This is a genomic window from Cupriavidus sp. CPT47-8839-RL05A (assembly GCF_058792255.1).
Genome location: NZ_JBYTEG010000009.1, coordinates 168,748 through 191,235, shown reverse-complemented (window position 1 = coordinate 191,235; position 22,488 = coordinate 168,748). Strand labels below are relative to the sequence as shown.

At 67.9% G+C, this 22,488-nt stretch carries 20 protein-coding genes; 9 read left to right on the top strand and 11 right to left on the bottom strand.

The features are described 5' to 3' along the window. Window position 1 precedes the first annotated feature (1 nt). Complete coding sequence (locus tag AC3WVS_RS13430) at window positions 2-607, top strand: nucleotidyltransferase family protein (RefSeq protein ID WP_492319016.1); 606 nt, start codon at window positions 2-4, stop codon at window positions 605-607. A gap of 11 nt (window positions 608-618) precedes the next feature. Here AC3WVS_RS13430 and AC3WVS_RS13425 read toward each other — a convergent pair whose 3' ends face one another. From AC3WVS_RS13425 to otsB, 4 genes are read right to left on the bottom strand one after another with little or no spacing between them, the layout of a single operon-like run. Next, entirely contained in the window at window positions 619-963 is a 345-nt protein-coding gene (locus tag AC3WVS_RS13425) for a 4a-hydroxytetrahydrobiopterin dehydratase (protein ID WP_492319015.1), read from the bottom strand. A gap of 35 nt (window positions 964-998) precedes the next feature. Next, a complete protein-coding gene (gene otsA, locus AC3WVS_RS13420) occupies window positions 999-2,390 on the bottom strand; it encodes an alpha,alpha-trehalose-phosphate synthase (UDP-forming) (RefSeq protein ID WP_492319014.1) in 1,392 nt (463 codons plus the stop codon). A 48-nt stretch (window positions 2,391-2,438) separates the two neighbouring features. Next, the gene (locus tag AC3WVS_RS13415) at window positions 2,439-4,304 is read right to left on the bottom strand and encodes a glycoside hydrolase family 15 protein (protein ID WP_010814429.1); all 1,866 of its coding nucleotides are present in this window, start codon (window positions 4,302-4,304) and stop codon (window positions 2,439-2,441) included. Between the two features lie 13 nt (window positions 4,305-4,317). After that, window positions 4,318-5,118 (bottom strand): trehalose-phosphatase, encoded by an 801-nt coding sequence (gene otsB / locus AC3WVS_RS13410; protein WP_492319013.1) that lies wholly within the window; start codon window positions 5,116-5,118, stop codon window positions 4,318-4,320. Window positions 5,119-5,429: 311 nt separating this feature from the next. Between otsB and ilvA the strand changes: the two genes are divergently transcribed. Together ilvA and queF are read left to right on the top strand one after the other, a co-directional pair. Continuing rightward, complete coding sequence (gene ilvA / locus AC3WVS_RS13405) at window positions 5,430-6,968, top strand: threonine ammonia-lyase, biosynthetic (protein ID WP_492319012.1); 1,539 nt, start codon at window positions 5,430-5,432, stop codon at window positions 6,966-6,968. 17 nt (window positions 6,969-6,985) lie between these two features. Further along, window positions 6,986-7,819 (top strand): NADPH-dependent 7-cyano-7-deazaguanine reductase QueF, encoded by an 834-nt coding sequence (queF, locus tag AC3WVS_RS13400; protein ID WP_010814426.1) that lies wholly within the window; start codon window positions 6,986-6,988, stop codon window positions 7,817-7,819. A gap of 15 nt (window positions 7,820-7,834) precedes the next feature. On the opposite strand, the gene AC3WVS_RS13395 is transcribed toward queF, so the two are convergent. Further along, the gene (locus AC3WVS_RS13395) at window positions 7,835-9,205 is read right to left on the bottom strand and encodes a carbohydrate porin (protein ID WP_492319011.1); all 1,371 of its coding nucleotides are present in this window, start codon (window positions 9,203-9,205) and stop codon (window positions 7,835-7,837) included. Window positions 9,206-9,388: 183 nt separating this feature from the next. On the opposite strand from AC3WVS_RS13395, the gene AC3WVS_RS13390 reads away from it, so the two are divergent. From AC3WVS_RS13390 to AC3WVS_RS13370, 5 genes are read left to right on the top strand one after another with little or no spacing between them, the layout of a single operon-like run. Next, window positions 9,389-10,084 (top strand): TetR/AcrR family transcriptional regulator, encoded by a 696-nt coding sequence (locus AC3WVS_RS13390; RefSeq protein ID WP_492319010.1) that lies wholly within the window; start codon window positions 9,389-9,391, stop codon window positions 10,082-10,084. Then, window positions 10,081-11,061, top strand: a complete 981-nt coding sequence (locus AC3WVS_RS13385; protein WP_492319009.1) for an HlyD family secretion protein — start codon at window positions 10,081-10,083, stop codon at window positions 11,059-11,061. The genes AC3WVS_RS13390 and AC3WVS_RS13385 overlap by 4 nt, the downstream gene beginning before the upstream one ends. Next, window positions 11,058-12,026, top strand: coding sequence for an ABC transporter ATP-binding protein (locus tag AC3WVS_RS13380; protein WP_492319008.1), 969 nt, complete (start codon window positions 11,058-11,060; stop codon window positions 12,024-12,026). The genes AC3WVS_RS13385 and AC3WVS_RS13380 overlap by 4 nt, the downstream gene beginning before the upstream one ends. Then, window positions 12,023-13,186: an ABC transporter permease gene (locus tag AC3WVS_RS13375; protein ID WP_492319007.1), complete on the top strand. Its 1,164-nt coding sequence runs from the start codon at window positions 12,023-12,025 to the stop codon at window positions 13,184-13,186. The genes AC3WVS_RS13380 and AC3WVS_RS13375 overlap by 4 nt, the downstream gene beginning before the upstream one ends. Before the next feature lie 11 nt (window positions 13,187-13,197). Beyond that, entirely contained in the window at window positions 13,198-14,688 is a 1,491-nt protein-coding gene (locus AC3WVS_RS13370; RefSeq protein WP_492319006.1) for an efflux transporter outer membrane subunit, read from the top strand. A gap of 10 nt (window positions 14,689-14,698) precedes the next feature. Here the strand turns inward: AC3WVS_RS13370 and AC3WVS_RS13365 are convergent, their stop codons facing one another. Genes AC3WVS_RS13365 through AC3WVS_RS13340 form a run of 6 tightly spaced genes read right to left on the bottom strand, consistent with a single transcriptional unit; the run spans window position 14,699 to window position 21,282 of the window. Further along, on the bottom strand, window positions 14,699-17,971 hold the full coding sequence (locus tag AC3WVS_RS13365) for a pilus assembly protein (protein ID WP_492319005.1): 3,273 nt from the start codon (window positions 17,969-17,971) through the stop codon (window positions 14,699-14,701). A gap of 40 nt (window positions 17,972-18,011) precedes the next feature. Continuing rightward, window positions 18,012-18,569, bottom strand: coding sequence for a pilus assembly protein (locus AC3WVS_RS13360; RefSeq protein WP_492319004.1), 558 nt, complete (start codon window positions 18,567-18,569; stop codon window positions 18,012-18,014). A gap of 34 nt (window positions 18,570-18,603) precedes the next feature. Next, the gene (locus AC3WVS_RS13355; protein WP_492319003.1) at window positions 18,604-19,647 is read right to left on the bottom strand and encodes a PilW family protein; all 1,044 of its coding nucleotides are present in this window, start codon (window positions 19,645-19,647) and stop codon (window positions 18,604-18,606) included. Then, a complete protein-coding gene (gene pilV / locus AC3WVS_RS13350; RefSeq protein WP_492319002.1) occupies window positions 19,644-20,267 on the bottom strand; it encodes a type IV pilus modification protein PilV in 624 nt (207 codons plus the stop codon). Before pilV ends, AC3WVS_RS13355 begins: the two co-directional genes overlap by 4 nt. Then, window positions 20,264-20,758 (bottom strand): GspH/FimT family pseudopilin, encoded by a 495-nt coding sequence (locus AC3WVS_RS13345; protein ID WP_492319001.1) that lies wholly within the window; start codon window positions 20,756-20,758, stop codon window positions 20,264-20,266. Before AC3WVS_RS13345 ends, pilV begins: the two co-directional genes overlap by 4 nt. 2 nt (window positions 20,759-20,760) lie before the next feature. Then, window positions 20,761-21,282 carry a type IV pilin protein gene (locus AC3WVS_RS13340; protein ID WP_492319000.1) on the bottom strand — a complete coding sequence of 174 codons (522 nt, stop codon included), beginning with the start codon at window positions 21,280-21,282 and terminating at the stop codon, window positions 20,761-20,763. 291 nt (window positions 21,283-21,573) lie between these two features. On the opposite strand from AC3WVS_RS13340, the gene AC3WVS_RS13335 reads away from it, so the two are divergent. Next, window positions 21,574-22,482 carry a MurR/RpiR family transcriptional regulator gene (locus AC3WVS_RS13335; protein WP_010814413.1) on the top strand — a complete coding sequence of 303 codons (909 nt, stop codon included), beginning with the start codon at window positions 21,574-21,576 and terminating at the stop codon, window positions 22,480-22,482. Window positions 22,483-22,488 lie beyond the last annotated feature (6 nt).

Genomic DNA, 22,488 nt, shown 5'->3' with positions numbered 1-22,488 from the left:
CATGACTGCCGCCCCCAACGCTCCCCTGCTCCGCACCGACCTGCCCACCGGCATCCTGCTGGCCGCAGGCTACGGCCGCCGCTTCGACGCCGCCGGCAAACGCAACAAGCTGCTGGAGGTGCTGCCCGGCGGCCGCTCCGTGGCCTGGCGCAGCGCGCGCACGCTGGCCGCGGCGCTGCCGGAATCGATCGCCGTCATTCGTCCGGGCAACCCGGCACTGGCGGAGGAACTGCGCCGCGGCGGCTGCCGCGTGCTGGAGTCGCCCGACGCCGAGGCCGGCATGGGCGCAGCCCTGCGAGCTGCCGTGGCCGCCACGCCCGAAGCGCGCGGCTGGGTGGTGGCGCTGGCGGACATGCCCTGGCTGCCGATGGAGCTGATCCGGGCGGTGGCGTTGACGATCACCACGCCGGACACCATCGCCGCCCCTTGGCGCAACGGGCAACGTGGGCATCCGGTGGGTTTTGGCGCGGCCTGGCGCGAGGAATTGCTGAAGCTGGATGGGGATGAGGGGGCGCGGGCGTTGCTGAAGGACAAGCCTGTGACGCGGATCCTGACCGAGGATGAAGGGGCGTTTCGGGATATTGATACGCCCGGGGATCTGAAGTGACCCCACCAACCTCACCCGATCCCCTCCGCCAACTCGCTCGTCTTCACCGCCATGATGAAATCATTCCGGTGCAAGCCCTTGATCTTCTTGGTCCGCCACGACACTGTGGCATGCCCCCAGCCAAAGCTGATCTCGGGATGATGCCCCTGCGCCTCGGCCAGTTGCCCGACGCCGTTCACGAACGCCAGCGCCTGCGCGAAATTGCCGAAGGTGAAACGCCGTTCGAGCCGCGTCGCGCTATCGACCAGCTCCCACCCCGGCGCCTGCTGCAATAACGCCTCGGCTTCAGCCGGCGCCAGCGGCGGCACCCCGCCACGGCAAGGCGTGCACGATTGCGCTGCCAGGTCTTCGCTCATGGTCATGCTCCCCGACCGGAAGAACAGCCCGCGCCTCAGGCCCCTTCGGTCTCAGTCAGTGCGCGCAGGAACTCGCTGCTCCACCAGTGCACATCCTGCGCGCGGATGCGCTCCAGCAATTTCCGGTGCCGCTGCTGGCGCTCGGCCAGCGGCATGTGCAGCGCCTGCTGGATCGCCTGCGCGGTGGCACGGGTGTCGTACGGATTGACCAGCAGCGCCTCGCGCAGTTGCTCGGCGGCGCCGGCAAAGCGCGACAGCACCAGCACCCCCGGGTCCTCCGGGTCCTGCGCGGCGATGAACTCCTTGGCCACCAGGTTCATGCCGTCGCGCAGCGGCGTCACCAGCGCCACGCGGCTGGCGCGGCACAGGCCGGGCAGCCGCTTGCGCGCGGTGGTGCGGTGGATATAGCGCACCGGCATCCAGTCCAGCTCGCCGAACTCGCCGTTGATGGAGCCGCTCAACTGCTCCATCTCGCGGCGCAGGTCAACGTAGGCATCGACCGACTCGCGCGAGGGCGCGGCGATCTGCACCAGCGTTGCGCTCGAGCGGTTCTCCGGGTACTCGGCCAGCAACCGGTAGAACGCCTTGAGCCGATGCGGCAGGCCCTTGGAATAGTCGAGCCGGTCGATGCCAAGCAGCAGCCTGCGGCGCGCGTACTGCGCGCACATCATCTCGTAGGTTTCCTGCGCGTCCGCGCCGCGGCCCAGCTCCATGAACTCGTCCACGTCGATACCGATCGGAAAGGCCTGCGCCCGCACCGTGCGGTGGAAGGCGCGGTAGCGGTGCTCGCCCATCGGCTCGGCCTGCGCTTCGGCCTGCACATAGCGCGAGAAGTGCTCGACATCCGCATGGCTCTGGAAGCCGAGCAGGTCGTAGGCGAACAGCGCGCGCATCAGCCACTCGTGCTGCGGGATGGCGGCCAGGATCAGCGGCGGCGGCAGCGGCACATGCAGGAAAAAGCCGATCTTCTGCCCGCAGCCGATGGCGCGCAGCTCTGACGCCAGCGGGATCAGGTGGTAGTCATGGATCCAGATGATGTCATCGGGCTGCAGCAGCGGCGCCAGCTTGCGCGCGAACAGCTGGTTCACGCGCCGGTATCCGTTCAGGAAATTGGAGTCGAAGTCCGCCAGGTCCAGCCGGTAGTGGAACACCGGCCACAGCACGCCGTTGCTGTAGCCCAGGTAGTAGGCGTCGTGGTCCTCGCGGCTCAGGTCGACGGTGGCCAGCGTCACGTTGCCGGCCTGCTGCAGGTGCAGGTCGCCTTCACCGGGCGTGCCGCCCTGGGCGGTTTCCAGTGCCTTGCCGCTCCAGCCGAACCACATGCCGCCGGTCTGGCGCAGGGCTTCGGAAAGCGCGACGGCGAGGCCGCCCGCCGCCACGTTGCGGGGGTCGGCGACCCGGTTGGATACCGCTACAAGTCTTGGCATATGTTGTTCTTGGAGTCCTCTGTTCTGGTTGCCGTGGGCGCAGGCGGTTCAGATCACCGTGTCCCACGGCGCCGACAGCCGCATCGCGCCATTGATCAGCCCGACCATCGAATACGTCTGCGGGAAATTGCCCCACATCTCGCCGGTCACCGGATGGGTATCCTCGGACAGCAGCCCCAGCGGATTGCGCGAGGCCAGCATCGACTCGAAGATCTCGCGCGCTTCCTCGCGCCGGCCGATGCGCGCGAGGGCATCGATGCGCCAGAACGTGCAGATGTTGAACGCGGTCTCGGGCTTGCCGAAATCGTCGGGCGCCTCGTAGCGGCGCATATAGGGTCCGTCGCACAGCGATGCCTCCAGCGCCTTGACGGTGGCGATGAAGCGCGGATCGCGCGGCTCGATGAAATTGACTTCGGCCATCAGCAGCACGCTGGCATCCAGCTCGCGCCCGCCGAAGCTCTCGGCAAAGGCCTGGCGCTCCTCGCTCCAGGATTCGGCCAGGATGCGCTCCTTCATGCGCTCGGCATGGTCGTGCCAGTAGGCGGCACGCGCCTGCAACTGGAGCTTGTCGGCAACCTTGGCCAGACGGTCGCAGGCGGCCCAGCTCATCAGCGCCGACGACGTATGCACGCGCGCCCGCGTGCGCAGCTCCCACATGCCGGCATCGGGCGTGCCGAACACTTTCACTGCCTGTTCGCCGACCTCTTCCAGCCGGCGGAATTCAGCGGGGCCGCCGCGGTGCAGCAGCCGGTGGTCATGGAAGGCCTGGGCCGCGCCCAGCACCACGTTGCCGTAGACGTCGTGCTGGAAGTGCTCCTGCGCCTGGTTGCCCACGCGCACCGGGCCCATGCCGCGGTAGCCGGGCAGATGGTCGAGCATGCTTTCAGGCAGCTCGCGCTCAAGGCCGATGCCGTACAGCGGCTGGATATGCCCGTCCTGCGACTGCATCACCACGTTGGACAGCCAGCGCAGGTAGTCCTCCATGGTGCCGACCTCGGACAGGCTGTTGAGCGCGCGCACCACGAAGAAGGCGTCGCGCAGCCAGCAGAAGCGGTAGTCCCAGTTGCGGCCGCTGCCCGGCGCCTCGGGGATGCTGGTGGTCATCGCCGCGACGATGGCGCCGGTCTCTTCGAACAGCGACATCTTCAGCGTGATGGCCGCGCGGATCACCGCGTCCTGCCATTCGCGCGGCACCGCCAGGCGGCGGCTCCACAGGCGCCAGTAGGCGGTGGTCTCCTGCTCGAAGTCACGCGCGGTTTCTTCCACGCCGTGCGCGAGGGTCTCGTCCGGGCCGAGGATGAAGTTGTACCCGCGCGTGACCAGGAATGGCGTATGCGACAGCACATAGGCCATCGGCGCGTCGGTGGTCATGCGCAGGGTCATGTCGTCGCCGATATAGCGCACGTGGCTGCTGCCGCGCGTCGTCTGCGGCGCCTTGCGGCCCCACTCGAAGCGCGGCGCCACCACCACGCGCACGCGCGGCGCGCCGCGCACCGGGCGGATGCGCCGGACCAGCGTGGTCGGGCGGAAATAGCGCCCGAGCCGGAAGAAGCGCGGCGCAAAGTCGGTGATTTCCAGGCAGTTGCCGTGGATGTCCGTCAGCCGCGTGCGCAGCACCGCGGTATTGGGCTCGTACCATTGCCGCGACGACTGGAAGTCTTCGATCTCGATCGAGAAATGGCCGGCGTTCTCGCTCGGGTCCAGCAGGGCGTTGAACACCGGATCGCCATCGAAGCGCGGCAGGCACGACCAGACAATGCGCGCGCGGCAGTCCACCAGCGCAGAAATGGCGCAGTTGCCGATCATGCCAAGCGACAACGACGGATTGGCAAAGCGGCTGCCGCCGTCCACGGTCTTGTGCACGCCTTCGGTCGGCGGCTGGCCCGGTTCGCTCGGGCTGCTCGGATTGGTCACAGCGATACCTCCCTCAGGATGTCGTTGTGCGCCGGGCCGGGCCTGGCTCGGCCTCATTCGGCACGGCGCGCGGCTCGCCGCCGGCGCCTTCCAGCGCGCGGGCCGAGCGGTGCAGCCAGCTGCGCAGCGCGGCCGGTCCGGGCACGCTGACGCTGGCCACGGTCTCGCGCTGGCCCACCAGCACGCCCAGCCCGCCGAGCTTGCGCACAGCGGCAAAGCCCGGCTCGTCGGTCAGGTCGTCGCCGGCAAAAAGCGGCACGCGCTCGGCGAAGGGCGCGGATTTCATGAATGCGGCAATGGCGTCGCCCTTGTCGACGCCGGCCGGCTTGATCTCGACCACCATCTTGCCGGGCAGCGCTTCCAGTCCGACGGCATGGCGCAGCACCTCGGTGACCGCGGCATCGACCACGCCGGCCAGTTCAGGCGCCTGGCGGTAGTGGATGGCGACGGCAACGGACTTGCGCTCCAGCCGCAGGGCGGGATAGGCGCGCACCAGCGCTTCCAGGTGGGGGATCAGCGGTTCCAGGCCGGGGGCGGAAGTCTTTGACACCATGCCGCCGTCGGTGCGGAATTCAGCACCATGCACGCCGGCGGCCGGCAGCCGCAGGGGCTGCAGGAAGTGGTCGAGTTCAGAGATCGGCCGCCCGGAGATGACGGCCAGCGCGCCGTCCAGACGCTCGAATAGCGTGTGCAGCGTGCCGACCAGTTCCGGTTCGACCTGCACCAGTTCCGGGCGCGGGGCCAGGTCGGCCAGGGTGCCGTCGAAGTCGAGAAACAGGGCGGTATTGGGTTCGATTAGCGGTAGTTGTGGCATCGCGTTACACCGTAACACGTCGTTTTGACCGGCGTCCACCGGACGCCGTCCTACATGGCGCGCACGCAACCTGGCCTCGACGCAAGTCCAGGGCCAAGCGTCTGCGGCCCCGCCCCGCGTGGCTCGCCGCGCCCCGCATGAGTGCACCGTCATCCACACGAAGAGCGACCTCCGCGCGGCCCGGGCCGCCCGCCGCGGGCGGCGGGAGCGTCGCCCGGGCCAGGTGGAAGTCGCCGCCATCCTTTATCATTGACGGTTTCCGCCAGAATTTCCGCCTTTTTTTGCGCCGCCCCACGGCCCGCCCCGAGACCATGACCCGCACGTCCGCCGCCCGACCCGATTACCTGAAGAAGATCCTGACCGCCAAGGTCTACGACGTGGCGCAGGAGACCGAACTGACCTACGCGCACCAATTGTCGGCGCGCACCGGCAATGCGGTCTGGTTCAAGCGCGAGGACACCCAGCCGGTCTTCTCCTTCAAGCTGCGCGGCGCATACAACAAGATGGCCTCGCTGACGCAGGAAGAGCTCAAGCGCGGCGTGATCGCCGCCTCGGCCGGCAACCACGCGCAGGGCGTGGCGCTGTCCGCGGCGCGCCTGCAGTGCAAGGCCATCATCGCCATGCCGGTCACCACGCCGCAGGTGAAGATCGACGCGGTGCGCGAACGCGGCGGCCAGTGGGTGGAAATCGTGCTGCACGGCGAGTCCTACAGCGACGCCTACAACCACGCTGCGGAGCTGGAGAAGAAGCACAAGCTGACCTTCATCCATCCGTTCGACGATCCCGAGGTCATCGCCGGCCAGGGCACCATCGCCATGGAGATCCTGCGCCAGCACCCGGGCCCGATCCATGCCGTGTTCGTCGCCATTGGCGGCGGCGGGCTGATCTCTGGCATCGCCTCGTACATCAAGGCGGTGCGCCCCGAGATCAAGGTGATCGGCGTGCAGACGGTGGACTCTGACGCGATGAAGCGCTCGGTCGACGCCGGCAAGCGCATCGAGCTGAAGGAAGTGGGGCTGTTCTCGGACGGCACCGCGGTCAAGCTGGTCGGCAAGGAGACCTTTCGCATCACGCGCGAGCTGGTCGACGACATCATCCTGGTGGATACCGACGCCATCTGCGCTGGCCTGAAGGACGTGTTCCAGGACACCCGCAGCATCCTGGAGCCGGCCGGCGCGCTGGCCGTGGCAGGCCTGAAGGCCTATGCCGAGCGCGAGAAGCTCAAGGGCCAGCACCTGGTGGCGATCGCCTGCGGCGCCAACATGAACTTCGACCGCCTGCGCTTTGTCGCCGAGCGCGCCGAGGTGGGCGAGGCGCGCGAAGCCGTGTTCGCCGTGACCATCCCCGAGGAGCGCGGCAGCTTCAAGCGCTTCTGCGAGCTGGTGGGCACGCGCAGCGTGACCGAGTTCAACTACCGCATCGCCGATACCAGCATGGCGCATATCTTCGTCGGCGTGCAGATCGCCAGCCGCGCCGAGAACGACAAGATCGCGGCCAGCTTCCGCAAGCACGGCTTCGACACGCTGGACCTGTCCAACGACGAGCTGGCCAAGCAGCATATCCGATACATGGTGGGCGGGCGCTCGGCGCTGGCGCATGACGAGCTGCTGTACCGCTTCGAGTTCCCCGAGCGGCCGGGCGCGCTGATGCGGTTCCTGTCCAGCATGAGCCCGAACTGGAATATCAGCTTGTTCCACTACCGCAACCAGGGTGCGGATACCTCCAACATCCTGGTCGGCATCCAGGTGCCGAAGAACGAGAAGCGCGCCTTCCGCGCCTTCCTTTCGACGCTGGGTTACGTACACTGGGACGAGACCGACAACCCGGTGTACAAGCTGTTCCTGTCCTGACACCTGCTGAGCGCCCCATGAGCCTCCCTGAACACTCGCCGCTGGGCAAGCCCTCGGCCTACAAGACCGAATACGACGCCTCGCTGCTGTTCCCGATCCCGCGCCAGCCCAAGCGCACCGAGATCGGCCTGCCCGAAGGCAAGCCGGTGCCGTTCTTCGGCGTCGATATCTGGAACGCGTACGAGCTGTCGTGGCTGAACCTGAAGGGCAAGCCGCAGGTGGCGCTGGCCAGCTTCATCATCCCGTCGGACACGCCCAATATCATCGAGTCCAAGTCGTTCAAGCTGTACCTGAACTCGTTCAACCAGACCAGGATTGCTTCACCCGAGGCGCTGCAGCAGCTGCTGCACCACGACCTGTCCGAAGCCACCGGCGGCACCGTGCAGGTGCGGCTGGTGACTGAAGCGGACCTGGGCAAGCAGAAGATGGGGGAGCTCGACGGCCTGCTGCTGGACCGGCTCGATATCGAGGTGGACCGCTATGAGCCCGCGCCCGAGCTGCTCTCTGCCGACCAGCAAGAATCGCCGGTGGAGGAAACGCTGGTGTCGCATTTGCTGAAGTCCAACTGCCTGGTCACCGGCCAGCCGGACTGGGGCAGCGTGCAGATCCGCTACGTGGGTGCGCCGATCAACCAGGAAGGGTTGCTCAAGTACTTGATCTCGTTCCGCAACCACAACGAGTTCCACGAGCAGTGCGTGGAGCGGATCTTCATGGACGTGATGCGCGAGTGCAAGCCGGTCAAGCTGGCGGTGTATGCGCGCTATACGCGTAGGGGCGGGTTGGATATCAATCCGTTCCGGACCAACTTCAATACGGCGTGGCCGGATAACAAGCGCAACGCGCGGCAGTGAGGCAGGCGGGGAGGATCAGAACTCCCCGTGAAACCGCACCCCGTAGAACTTCACCGGCCCGCGGTCGCGGTTGTAGCCCGGGTTGCGCACGTACTGGAAGTCGGGGCTGATGCTCAGGTACTTCACCGGCTGGAAGCTGTAGTAGATCTCCAGGATCTGCTCGGGCCCGTAGCGCAGCGCACCGTCGCCCAGGAACGCGCCCTGCCCGCCCGCGGCCAGGTAGTTGCGGTGGTTTGGGCCCAGCATGTTGATGGCCACCGCCACGCCCAGCGCATCGCGCGCCCGTCCCCACGCATCGCCCTTCAGCACGCCGCCGGCCGACACCTGGCGGCCGATTTCCGTGAAGGCGTAGGTCTCGGTCTTGTCGTCGGACAGGCTGGCGCGCGCGAACATCCCCAGTGAATCGGTGACCTGCTGCAGCAGTGTCACGCCCACGCCGCTCTTGGCGTGCTCGCGGCGCACGTCGGCGACATCCGGGGTGGTATTGTTGGCCATGCCGAAGCCGATGGCATCGCTGAACGCGCCCATGCGCGCCTTGTTGCGGAACCACAGCAGCCGCGCGGTGCCGGGCCGGCCGGCGAGCTGGTAGCGCTTCTCCACTTCGATGATGTCGCCGTAGTGCTCGAACATGCGGGTGTCGAGCCGCAGCCCGTTGGATTCCAGCGGCTGCAGGAAGCGCCCGATGCGCGCCGACCAGCCGTCGCCGATGTATTCCAGCGACAGGCCCCAGCTATAGCCGCGTGCATCGGCCGGATAGTCGAAGGCGCCATGCGTCATGAACGACCAGTTCATGAATTGCGTGCGCGGGTCCGAGCCGAACTCGTTCTGGTCGAAGACATCCAGCACGCCAAAGTTGCCCGCCGTCAGCACCACGCGCTGCCGGTCGACCGTGCGCGCAAACTGGTTGAAATCCGCTTCCAGTGCCTCGCTGCCGCCGCCCAGGCCCCAGGTCTGCCGCACGAACGCGCGCGCGCGGTAGAACACCGGATTGGTGCTGGCGGCCTTGCCCAGTTCACCGTTGGACAAGCCGCCCAGGCCGTGCAGGCCGGCAAACGGCACGCCTTGCGTGGCCTCCGGGTTGAAGTGGAACTCCGCGCCTTGCCACAGCTTCAGTCCCAGATCCAGCGTCGCGCTGAACGAGTAGCTCTTGGCTCGTTCGGTACCCAGGCTGTTGGGGCCGGAGTAGGCCGCGCCGAATGATGGCTTGCGCTGCCAGATGTAGGTGCTCTGGCCGTGAAAGGCGAACGGGCTCTCCGCTTCAGCCGGGCCTTGCATCGGCTCCGCTTGCTGCGCCATCGCTGGCAGGCACGCACAACAGGCCAGCGCGGCCAGCACACGACGAAAACGGAGACGAACGGGAGCGGTGGCAAGTGGCGGAAACGGCATCGGCAGAGGCGATCGGCAAGGGAAGTGCCCGAGACGGCGCGCTCCGGCGCCCGCAGCGTAGCCAAGCGCCCATGACATGTCTACCTGCCAAAGGGTGTGCCGGAAGGCCGACGTTGTAACCGTCCTTGAATTAATTAACGAAAAAATTAATATTCACTGGAGACCGCTTGCATCCGTTTGCCCATGCCGCGCCCGCCCGCCAAACCGAAACCCTCCGCCCGCCGCAGCCCCGGTCGTCCTGCGGCCGGCCAGCCCGGCCAGCGCGAACGCATCCTCGATGCGGCCACCGACCTGTTCTCGCGCCAGGGCGTGGCCGGCACCCCGGTCAAGGCGATCGCCACCCAGGCCGGCGTAACGCCGGCGCTGGTCCATTACTACTTCAGCGACCGCGAATTGCTGCTGGACGCCGTGGTCGAGGAAAAGCTGCAGCCGCTGGTGGCCAGCGTCTTCGCTGCCGCCGGGGATGCCGAGCCGATGGCCATGCTGATCGGCATCGCCGGCCAGCTGATCCGCACCGCGGCCGCCACGCCCTGGTTTCCCGGGCTGTGGATCCGCGAAGTCGCCAGTGCCGACGGCGCCCTGCGCGAGCGCGTGCTGGACCGCTTCGCGCTGCAGCGCGCCGGTGCACTGAGCGCGCCGCTGGCGGCCGCGATCGCGCGCGGGCAGCTCAATAGCGGACTGGAGCCGGCGCTGGTGATGCCGTCGCTGATCGGCCTGACGCTGCTGCCGCTGGCCACCACCCATATCTGGCGCCGGCTGCCCGGCGGCGAAGCGGTCGATACCGACACGCTGGTGCGCCACGTATCCGCGCTGCTGACGCACGGGCTGGCGCCGGCGCCCGATGCCGGCAAGTCCAGGCTTTCTCCGGAGGCATCATGAACCCCGCCCACCCTACCCGCCCGCAACTGCCGGCAGCGGTGCTTGCCACGCTGGCGGCGGTGCTGCTGGTCGCCGCTTGCAGCCGTGAGCGCGCCGACACCTGGCAAGGCTATGTCGAAGGCGAATTCGTCAGCGTGGCCTCGCCGTTCGCCGGGCGCCTCGACACGCTGTCGGTGCAGCGCGGCCAGCAGGTCGGCCAGGGCGCCGCGCTGTTTGCCCTCGAATCCGACGACGAGCGCGCCGCGCGCCAGCAGGCCGAAGACCAGCTGCGCGCGGCCGAGGCACAGCTGCAAGACCTGAAGACCGGCAAGCGCCCGGTCGAAGTCGAGGTCAGCCGCGCCCAGCTGGCGCAGGCACAGGCCCAGGCGCAGCGCAGTGCCGCGGCCTTGCGGCGCGACCAGCGCCAGTATGAGATCGGCGGCATCGCGCAAGCGCAGCTGGACGAATCGCGCGCGCAAGCCAGCAGCGACGCCGCACGTGTGCGCGAACTGCAGCGCGATATCGACGTGGCCCGGCTGCCGGGCCGGGATGCGCAGCAAGCCGCGCAGGCCGCGCAGGTGGCCGCCGCGCGCGCGGCGCTGGCGCAGGCCGAGTGGAAGCTGTCGCGCAAGACCGTTGCCGCGACCCAGGCGGGGCTGGTCTACGACACGCCCTACCGCCTCGGCGAATGGGTGCCGGCGGGCAGCCCGGTGGTGCGCATGCTGCCGCCGGGCAACGTCAAGGTGCGCTTCTATGTGCCGGAGACCGTGGTGGGCGCGCTGCGCAACGGCCAGGCGGTGCAGGTGCGCTGCGACGGCTGCGCCGCGCCGGTGGCGGCCACCATCAGCTACGTCGCCAACGAGGCCGAATACACGCCGCCGGTGATTTACAGCAACGAGACGCGGCGCAAGCTGGTGTTCCTGGTCGAAGCGCGCCCGGCGGCGGCCGATGCGCCCAGGCTGCGGCCGGGCCAGCCCGTTGAAGTGGTGCGGCAATGAACACGACAATCAACGGCAGCGCAAGCGAACTCGCCATCGACGTGCGCGGCCTGAACAAGCACTTCGGCGACAAGCACGTGGTCAACGACCTGAGCATGCAGGTCGCGCGCGGCGAGATCTTCGGCTTCCTCGGCCCCAACGGCAGCGGCAAGACCACCTCGATCCGCATGATGTGCGGGCTGCTGACGCCCGATTCCGGCGAGGGCACCTGCCTGGGCTACGACATCCGCAGCGAGTCCGACGAGATCAAGCGCCGCGTCGGCTACATGACACAGAAATTCTCTTACTGGGACGACCTGTCGATCCGCGAGAACCTGGACTTCGTCGCGCGCGTCTACGGCATGCCGAACCGGCGCGAGGCAGTCGACCGCGCACTGGAAGACCTGGGCCTCGCCTCGCGCTCGGCGCAGCTGGCCGGCGCACTGTCGGGCGGCTGGAAGCAGCGGCTGGCGCTGGCGGCCTGCCTGCTGCACGAGCCCGAGCTGCTGCTGCTCGACGAACCCACCGCGGGCGTGGACCCCAAGGCCCGGCGCGACTTCTGGGAGCAGCTGCACCAGCTGGCCGCGCGCGGCATCTCGGTGCTGGTCAGCACGCACTACATGGACGAGGCCGAGCGCTGCCACAAGCTGGCCTATATCGCCTACGGCAAGCTGCTGGCGCAGGGCACCGCCGATGAAGTGGTGGCCAGCCAGAAGCTGTCGACCTGGAGCGTGGAAGGCGACGACCTCGCCGCGCTGTCCGAGCAGTTGCAGGGTGCGCCGGGCGTGGGGCAGACCGTGGCCTTCGGCACCGCGCTGCATGTGACCGGGCGCGATGCGCAGGCGCTGGCCGATACGCTTGCGCGGCTGGCGGGACCGGGCCGGCGCGTCGAGCAAACCCAGACCAGCCTGGAAGACGTGTTCATCCACATGATGAGCGGGGCCGAAGACAATATGGCTGTCCGCAAGGCCAGGGAGGCGTCATGACAGCCGCCGCCCGCAAGCCGGCCGCGCAACAGCGCTTCTCGTTGCAACGCTGGTGGAGCATCGTGCTCAAGGAATTCCTGCAGCTGCGGCGCGACCGCGTCACCTTCGGCATGATTGTCGGACTGCCGATCATGCAGCTGCTGCTGTTCGGCTTTGCCATCAACACCGATCCGCGCCACCTGCCGACCGCGGTGATCGCCGCCGACCAGAGCGAATTCACGCGCTCGTTCATCGCCAGCATGGAGCAGTCCACCTACTTCAAGCTGGTCGGCACGCTGCCGGACGAACAGGCCGGGCGCGAGGCGCTGATGAAGGGCGAGGTGCAGTTCGTGCTGACCATCCCGCCCGACTTCACGCGCCGTCTGCTGCGCGGCGAACGGCCCGCGCTGCTGGTCGAGGCCGATGCCACCGATCCCTCCGCCACCGGCCAGGCCATCGCCGCGCTGCCGCAGCTGCCCTACCGCGTAGCCGCGCATGACCTGAACGGATCGCTGGCGCCGCTGGCCGGCGGCAAGCCGCCCTTCGACGTGCAGGTGCAGCGGCTCTACAACCCGGAAGGCATCACGCAATACAACATCATTCCCGGCCTGATGGGCGTGATCCTGACGATGACCATGGTGATGATGACCGGCCTGGCCATGACGCGCGAACGCGAGCGCGGCACCATGGAGAACCTGCTGGCCACGCCGGTGCGGCCGCTCGAGGTGATGACCGGCAAGATCGTGCCCTATATCTTCATCGGCCTGATCCAGGCGACCATCGTGCTGCTGGCCGCGCGCTGGATCTTCAGCGTGCCGTTCGTTGGCTCGGTGCTGGCGGTGTACCTGGCGACGCTGCTGTTTATCGCGGCCAACCTGACGGTGGGCATCACGCTGTCGTCGCTGGCGCAGAACCAGCTGCAGGCGATGCAGCTGACATTCTTCTACTTCCTGCCCAACATCCTGCTGTCCGGCTTCATGTTCCCGTTCGCCGGCATGCCGGGCTGGGCGCAGGCCATTGGCAACATCCTGCCGATGACGTATTTCCACCGCATGGTGCGCGGCATCCTGCTCAAGGGCAACGGCTGGGTCGAGCTATGGCCCAATGTGTGGCCGATGGCGCTGTTCATCGTGGTGGTGATGACGATTGCGGTGCGCTTCTACCGCCGCACGCTGGACTGAAGGGGTTGGCCATGCAACGACTCACGCCTCTGTTTGCCGCCGCGGCACTGTTGTGCGGCTGCGCCGTAGGCCCCGACTTCCGCGCGCCCGCACCGCCGGACGACGCCGGCTACGTGCCGGGCCCGCAGCCGGTGGCAACCGTCGCGGCCGACGCCGCGGACGCGGGCAGGCAATCCCACGCGCAAACCCTGGCCGCCGGCGCCGACGTGCCCGCGCAGTGGTGGACACTGTTCCGCAGCCCGGCACTGGACGCCACCATCCGCGGCGCGCTGGATGCCAGCCCGACGCTGGCGCAGGCGCGCGCCCGGCTGCGCGAGGCGCAGGAGAACCTGGCCGCGCGCACCGGCGCGACGCGCTGGCCCGCCGTCGACGCAAAACTGAACACCACGCGCCAGCAGGTCGACTTCCAGTCCCTGGGCATCACCGCGATCCCCAGCCCGGGCCCGTTCACGCTTTACGGCGCCACGGTGCAGGTGTCGTACGTGCTCGACCTGTTCGGCGGCCAGCGGCGCGAACTGGAAGGACTGCAGGCAGCGGTGGACTACCAGCGCTATGAACTGGAAGCCGCGCGCCTGGCGCTGGCCGCCAACGTGGCCACCGCGGCCATCCGCGAAGCCGGCCTGCGCGCGCAACTGGCCGATACCGCCGCCGTGGCGGCGGCCCAGCAGCGCCAGCTTGGCATCACCGAGGAACGCCTGCGCGCGGGCGGCGTCGCGCGCGTCGACGTGCAGCGCCAGCGCGCGGAGCTTGCGCAAACCCAGACCCTGGTTCCGGCCCTGCAACGCCAGCTCGATGCCACGCGGCACCAGCTCGCGGTGTACACGGGCCAGACCCCGGCCTCGGCCACACTGCCCGAGTTCCGCCTCGACGACCTGCACCTGCCCGACACGCTGCCGGTCAGCCTGCCGGCCACGCTGGCACGCCGCCGTCCCGATATACGCGCGGCCGAGGCCCTGCTGCACCAGGCCTCGGCCAATATCGGCGTGGCTACGGCCAACCTCTATCCGCGGATCACGCTGAGCGCCAGCGGCGGCACGCAAGCCACCGCGGCGCGCGACCTGTTCAGCAGCCTGAACGTATGGAGCCTGGCCGCGGGGCTGGTGCAGCCCGTATTCCGCGGCGGCGAGCTGCAGGCACGCAAACGCGCGGCGGAGGCGGCCTATGAGCAGTCGCTGGCCGCGTATCGGCAAGCCGTGCTGCAGGGCCTGCAGAACGTGGCCGATTCGCTGCGCGCACTCGAAACCGATGCCGCCGCGCTGCGCGAGCGCGCCGACAGCGCGCGGCAGGCGCGCGATACGCTGGCAGTGGTGTCGGAGCAGTACCGGCTCGGCGGCGTCAGCCAGCTGACGGTGCTGGATGCCGAACGGCAGTCGCGCCAGGCGTCGCTGGAACTGGCGCAGGCGCGCGCCGACCGGCTGGCGGATTCGGCGGCGCTGCTGCAGGCGTTGGGGGGTGGGTGGTGGGAGGAGGAAGGCGGCGCTGTGGCGGCAGCGCCGCGGTGATGGCGGCTGGCTAGGTCTTGTCGCTCTGCGTGTGCCAGTAGGTGCGCTTGCGCTTGCCGGTGCTGGCGGGCTTCACCTCCTGGCCGCCCAGCGATGACTTGTCGTCGCCGCCCGAGGCACCAGCCTTGCCGCCCCCGATCAGCACCGGGACCAGCCGGGTCGATCCGTCGGTCTGCGTGACCGACACCATGCCGAACACCGGCGACGGCGGCAGCCCGCCATTGTCGAACCTGACGAACCGCGGCCCGTTGTTCATGCCAAGCCCGGTCAGGAATGACACCGCGTAGCCCCGCGCAACGCCCAGGTCGGGATAGCAGGCCCCGGGCTCGACCTTGGAAGGCGTGTTGGTGCCGAAGTACGTATAGCCCGCAACGGTCAGCGGCGCATTGACCGCCTTCTCGCCGAATTCCAGCGACAAGTAGAAGCCGCTCGCCACCGCCGAATCGCGGTAGGCCACGTTGGTCGCGTCGACAAGATCGGCCGCCTTGACCGCCGTCCAGGTCGAAGGCAGCTTCCCGTCGACGTTCGGGTCCTTGACCATGAAGAAACGGTTCTGCACGTTCTGCGCCGCGCCCGGGGTCTGGCTCAGCGAGTACAGCGGCTTTTCGCGGTCGCCCGAGGCGATCATCACAGCGTCGTACTTGCCGGTGGCGACGACATCGGGCGGATAGAGAAACTTGCGCGCATCGTTGGTGTCCACTGCGCCGCCCAATTGCGCGAGCTTGCCGACCGTCCACGTCGACGGAGTATCCGTATCCGTCGATCCGAAGTCGATACGCCAGACATTGCCGCCGACGTCGCCGACATAAGCCTTTTCGGCATAGCCATCACCATTGCGGTCCACCACGGCAACGTCGGAAGGAATCGCGCGGCTGTTGATGGTGACGCAGGTGCCCGTGCTGATGCCAGCGCAATTGGCCAGGGCTGCCCAGACCACATTGCCCGTCCCGGCGTCGAGCACGATCACGCCGCGGCCTTGCTTGTTCGTCGCCGTGGCGATGCCATTGAGCGCGGGGTCGGTATCCTCGCCGTCGGGGTCGTAGCCCGCACCCATGATCAGCACAGGCGTCGGGTAGCCGCGCACGCGCATCACCCGCGGCTGCGACCAGGTCTGCCCCAGTTCAGGGATGTCGGCGTTGGTCTTGCTCCAAAGGTACTCCGGCTTTGCCGGATCCTTGACGTCCAATGCATAAATCAGGCGACCGCCGCGCCGTGCGGTCAGGTAGATCTTTACCTGCGGCGTGGCCGGGGTGCTCAGGTCCTGGTAGACCGTGGTGGTGCCGTCGAAGAAATAGTCGCGTGGAGCAAACTGGACCTCGGCGGTGTCCTGCGGGCTGCCCGTCAGCCGCACCTCGGGCGCGTTGCTATAGATCCGCGCCAGCTTGCCGTAGAACTCGGGAGCGATGAAGCCCCACAGTTCACCGCCCGCGCGCACCGTGCCCGCGGTGGTGGAAATGGCTGCAGTGCGGTTACCGTTGACGGCATGGAACACACCGTCATTGGCACCGTAGAAGACCACTACGCCAGTGGTGCCGCCGTAGTCGACCACCACCGGGCGCGAATGCAGCACGTCGCCGTGGATCGAGCCGCGCACCGTGACGTTGCCGCCAGGGCCGGGCTCCGCCTCTTTCTTGGGGTCGGTGCCGGTCAGCGTGGCGAAGACATCCTTGCCGCGCACCCAGTTGATCATATTGGCTACATCCGCGGCAGTGGTCTTCAGCAGCGACGGACCGTTGCCCTCGGTGAGGGCCTTGTTGGCGGTATCGAAATTCGCCAGCGCGGTCCCCTTGCTGCATTTCGCGTCGGCGCAGGTCAGCAGCCGGCGCCCGGCCTGACTGGTCAGGTAGTCTGCGCGCAGCATTTCTCCGGCGCCGCCCTTCTCGACGACCTCGCCGTCGGGTGAATCCTTGGCATTGCGCAGCAGCGACGAGGCATTCTTCCAGAACCCGTCCGAGGGCCAGTCCGTCACGATGCTGGAGCTGCCCACCGCCTTCGGCGGATCCTCGGTCCAGTAGCTGCGGGCATTGGGCGATATAAACCCGGTCCCCGCGTTGCTAACCGCATTCTTCGGGGGCTGGTCGATCGCGCCTTGCACCCCGGCGTCGAGCATCACCAGATTGCCGTTGCTGTCATAGCCCAGCTTGTACTGTTTGAGGTTGCCCACCCAGCGCGGACGGGCCTTGCCGTCCGGGCGGAACATGCCGATATAGACCTGGTTCAGGTACGAACCCTGCCCGTTCACGCTGACCGGCAGGCTGACCGAGGCAAACACGTTGTTGACCGCCTGCATCTCGTTGAAGATGTCCTTCAGCGCCTTCGAAAGCGCGTCGTCATCTCCGGCCCGGACTGTAAAGTTGCCGCCCCCGCCCTTCTGGGCCATGCTGGTGACGAACTGCAGGTAGTCCTGGCTTTGCTGGCTACCGTCAGTGACGCCGATGGTGTAGGTAATGATGTTCTGGCGCGTCGCCGTGGTCGAGCCCGCGTTGTTGGCGGCGTTCAGGTCCAGGTCGTTCAGGAAGCGCGCCCACTCATCGCCCCAGTTGTCGATGTTGTTGCCCCTGGGCAGCGGGATCGGAGTGAGCTGCGCGGTGGTGGCGCCCGCCTCCTTGAGCTTGTTGTAGGCATCCTGGCCGGAGTCCTGCGGCTTGCCGTTGTTGAGCGCGTTGGCGATGTAGATGATGAAGTTCTTCTGGCACGGGTTGGTGATCGGCGACTTGTATGTGGTGCCGGACAATCCCGTCTTGCCGGAGAAGAAGGCCCATGCCTCCTGCATGGCGCCGCCGACCTGCGAGTTGTTGGCACTGTCCTTGGTACGGTCGATGGTCTTGATGTAGTCGAGCATGTCCTGTCCGCCCGCACCTTTCTCCATCAGCACCAGCCCGGACGGCGCGGTGGGCGGCGTCACCTTCGGGAAGCGGAACTGGCCACCCGTATTGGTGCCCTGCCCGAACATCATCACGCCAAGGTTGATCTTGCCGTTCGTCTTGTCATCATTGATCAGGTCCGACACCGCCTTGTACAGCGCGCACTGCTCGGCGCCAACGTTGGTGTTATCGTTGTTGGCGCTCACCACGTTCTGCGTTTCGCAATCGACCTGGGCATTGGCATTCCACGCCGATGCGTTGTCGAGTATCAGCAGCACGTTGGGACGCGACCCGGAGTTGGCCTGCAGGCCGGTGAACAGGTCGATGTCTTCGGCTATCGCCGCGGGCGCGGCAGCCAGCCCGAGCAGGGCTGTGGCACAGGCGGCGGAAGCGCGAAGCCGGCGAGCGGGCATGGACATGCTGGTTCTTCCTTTCAAGATCCGGATCTGGCCCGAGACTTCAGGGGCAAGTGGAGCCATAGAGCGTGCGCACCGCCACGCCCTGGTGCACCGTCGCGACGGCGCCGGTTGTATTGACGTCATTGACGGTGGCTGCCACATCCCACTGCGTATCGTTGCAAAGCGAACTGATCGCACTGACACCGCTTGCGCCCATGACCAGGTTGCCATTGCCGGTGCTGCTGCCCAGCGTGCATTCGGCATCCTCCGGGTGCTTTTCCGGATCGATCACCTTGGCCACTGGCTTGCTGGTCACGCAGGTCGGTGCCGCCACCTGCGCGATGTAATCCGCCTTGCCGTCACCCGTCACGTCCACCGGCACATCCACCGCAACCGGCGCCTTGGTGAAGTCGTCGCTGATCACCTGCTCGATCGCCTGCTGCGCCACGTCGCGCGCTTCGGCGCTGTGCTGCTGGTTGGCAGCCACCTTGACGTTGACCAGCCCGGAATTGACCATGGCCACGGCGATCAGCAGGAACAGCACCATGAACACCAGCGTCACCACCAGCGTGACCCCGGATTGCCTGCGGCGCAGCGGCCTGCCCGTTGACTTCATCATTGCTCGCTCTTCGCTGTGTTGAATCGGTATGGCGTTATTGTTCGCGCAGCCCGGCCACATTGACCAGCCGCGCCACCTGCGCGTATACGTGGCGCTTGTAGCCGTCATTGAACGGGCCTGCGGCCGCCGCGCGGCCGAGGTCATAGGTGCGGTTGTCTGAATGCCCGCCCGAGGGCTTCAGCGTGCGCGCCAGCAGGTGCACGCGCACCGTGGTGACATTGGCCAGGTTGTTGAGCACCACGCCCCAGTCATAGCCGGGAACGGCGGTGCAGACGGCGCTGTTGTTCGCGCGGGGGTCGGACACGTAGCAGTCGGCCGAGCCGTTGCTGTCCTGGTCGACGCCGTACAGCACATGCATGTCCTGCACCCCCTGCGCGACCGAGCGCGACTGGAACGCACCGTTGACCAGTTCGGCCATCTTCAGCGTGGGGATGCCGTCGCCGCCGTTGCTGCAGCGGTCGCAGCCGGCCAGGTAGAAGATGCGCACCATGGCGCGGCGCAGTTCGGCCGGCTGGGCCGGATCGCAGGCCTTGGTGCGCAGCCCGAAGGCCGCCGCGCCGCTGGCATCGAAGACAAAGGTCTGCGTGTCCTGCGAACAGGCCGATACCTGCAGGTAGGGCACGCCCGGCGCCGGGGCGGCAACCGCCGTGGTCGACACGCGCCGGATCACCAGCACCTCGGAAGTCGGCGCCAGATCCGGCAGGCATGGTGCCGCGACGCCCGGCGCATAGCCGGTCAGCGCCACCGGCACGGTTTCGGCAGTAGGCGAGAAGCCAAGGGCGGCGGAATCCGTCGCGCACAGCGCCGGATCCGCGGCCTTGGTGCTGCGTGCAATGTTGCCGACGCCGAAGAACCCGGCCAGCTCCACCTCGCGCCGGATCTGCTCCAGCGCGTAGCGGCCGTTCTCGACCTGCTCGGCAGACTTGGTGAATTCGGTGCGCGACAGGCTGTTGGCCAGGTACAGGCTCGCCAGCGCGGTCAGCAGCACCAGGCCGATGGTGATGCCGATCATCAGCTCGACCAGCGAGATGCCGCGCTGGCGGCGCAGGCGGCGCGCGGACAGGCGCAGGGGGCTCATGACACGGTTCCCAGGGTGCCGATGCGGATCTGCGTGCTGACCGCGCGGCGATTGGCATCGTTGCCGTACTGGCCCTTGCCGCAGCCCAGCGCGGGCGCGCCGGTGGTGGCCAGGCCCTGCCAGGCCACGGTGATGCGGTAGATATTGTTGACGGCGTCGACGGTCTCGATGCAGCCGCGCGCACCGATCATGGCGCCGACGGCCTGGGCGGCATCAGCGGCGCTGGCTCCCAGGCGCATCTCGGCACTACCCAGCAGCGCCGTGTTCCAGGCCTGCAGGTCCGCATCGGCGGTAGCCTTCTGCGCGGCGGTGCCCTGCGTGCACGCCGCCGGCGGCGCCGCCGCGCTGCCCAGCTGCATGCCGGTCGCGCCGTTGGCATAGCACGATGCCACCTGGCGGTTGGCGTTGAGGCGCGCAACCATGTCCTGCAGCAGCGCCAGCGCCTGCACGCGCTGGTAGGACTCCATCTCGGTCTGCCCCGAGCGCGCCACCAGCCCGGCGGTGCCAAGCAGCGCGACCAGCAGGATCACCACCGCCACCAGCACCTCGATCAGCAGGAAGCCGCCCTGTGTGCGGCGGCCAGTCATGCGCGGCCGCGGCCGCGGAATTCTTTGCTTCATGAGCAGGCTCCCGTGGCGGAGGCGACGCGGCCAGTCTCGCTGACCTGCACGCAGACGCGCGACGTCGCTGCCGTATCGCCGTTGGGCGCCACTTCGAAAGTCATGGCCGCGCCCGTGAGCCGGCCGTCGTTGCCAAGCACCAGGGCCCCTGCAGCGCTGGGCGTGATGGTCAGGCCGCCATAGGGCCCGAAGCTGCGCACCGTCTCGGCGCCCGCGGTGACCGCCCAGCCGGCAGTCCAGGCGGCACCGGTGGCTGCCAGCGTGACCGTGGCATTGCGCTTGACCGCCTCGCTGCGCGCCAGCAGCAGCGCCGAGGTCAGGTCAAGCGAGGCACCGCGCACGCGCTGGTTGGCGATCAGTGACGAGAACGACGGCGCCGCCGCGACTGCGAGGATCGCCAGCACCGACATGGCGCACAGCAGTTCGACCAGGGTGAAGCCGCGGCGGCTGGGCCGGCCGGGCAAAGACGGCGGGAATGTGGCGCGCCGCATGGTCAGTTCCAGCAGTCGGTGCCTGCACCAGACGCGGATTTTGCGCCGGCACTGGTCAGCGTCAGCGAGCCGCAGTCGGCGTCGGCGGCGAGCTGGCTGCCCTTGGGCGTGGCCACGATGCTGTAGCCGGGCGGCAGCGCCGCGTTCGGCGTCACGGCGACGTCGTAGCGCGTTGCCTGCGCGGCCGGCACCGACATGCCCAGCGCGCCCAGATTGGCGGCGTAGGCGCGGTTGTCGACCAGGTAGCGCTCCTGGGCGCCCGAGACCTCCAGCATGAAGGACTCGATTGCGGCCCGGTGCGAGCGCACGACGTGACGGCTGTAATTTGGAATGGCGACGGCGGCAAGAATGGCAATGACTGCCACGGTGATCATCACCTCGATCAGCGTGAAGCCATGCGCTGCCCTGGCGCCGCGCAGGCGCCAGCCCCGGCACGGATTGCCGGTTGCCCCAACTTCCCCAATGACCCGAAACGACGGGTTGACCCTCCCGCCGTGTCGCACTGCCGGGCTTCTATGTCCCATGCTCGCGCTCCGATACCAATTATGTTCCGGATGACCGAATTCCGGTGGTTATGGCGCGGAGTGTAAGTCACGATCTGTTAAGTGGGTAAGGAAAATATGATGCCGGCTGGCCGGCGTTGTAGCGAACAGACAGTGGCGTTACGAGATCTGCTCAGGACATACAGCCAAGGCATATGGCAGACGTTATCCGTCAGTGAGGGGGAACCCTGACCCGCCCTGTTCGACCCGGCCCGATGCGTGCCCGGGCGCACCTGTGCAACAATCGTTACAAACTCTGAATCTGGAATGCCCATGCCGCCCGACAGCCCCACCCCATCGCCGCAAGCGCCGCCGCAGGACCTGGACGCCCTGCTGGCGCTGCTGCGCAGCAACTTCCCCACGCTCAGCACGCAGTTCCAGGGCGGCGCGCGCTACCTGCTCGACCATCCGCAGGACGTGCCGGTGCTGTCGATGCGCAAGATCGCGGCCAGTGCCGGGGTGCAGCCTGCCACCCTGGTGCGGCTGTCGCAGCATCTGGGCTTCGAGGGCTGGCAGGGGCTGCGTGAATTGTTCGTCGATGCGCTGCGCGGCGGCAGCCAGCCGTACGCGCGCCGCGCGCGCAAGGTGGTGCGTGAAAGCAGCTCCAGCCGCATGCTGGGCGAGATGCTGGACGCGCAGCACCACAACCTGGACATGATTGCCGCCAACAACGAGAAGACGCTGCAGCAAGCGGCGGAACTGCTGTCGCATGCGGCGTGCGTGCATGTGGCGGGTTTCCGCTCGTGCTTTCCGATCGCGTTCACCTTCCATTATGTCTACCGGCTGTTCCGCAGCACGGTGCACCTGATCCGCGCCGATGCCGGCACGCTGGAAATGGAGCTGCGCGGCCTGGCGCCCAAGGATGCGGTGCTGGTGGTCAGCTTCGCCCCCTACTCGCAGGAAAGCATCCGCGTCGCCGCCGCCGCGCGCGAGTGCGGCTGCAAGGTGATCGCGCTGACCGACAGCACGGTCGCGCCGATCGCGCTGGCGGCGGACTGCACGTTGCTGTTCTCGGTGGAAAGCCCGTCGTTCTTTCCGTCAGTCACCGCCGGCGTGGCCGTGGTCGAGGCCCTGGTCGAGCAGCTGCTGGCGCGCAAGGGCAAGGGCGCGATCCGTGCGCTGGAGCAGGCCGAGGGCGAGCTGCACCGGACCGGGGCGTATGTGGTGGCGGGGCGCGAGTGAAGGTGG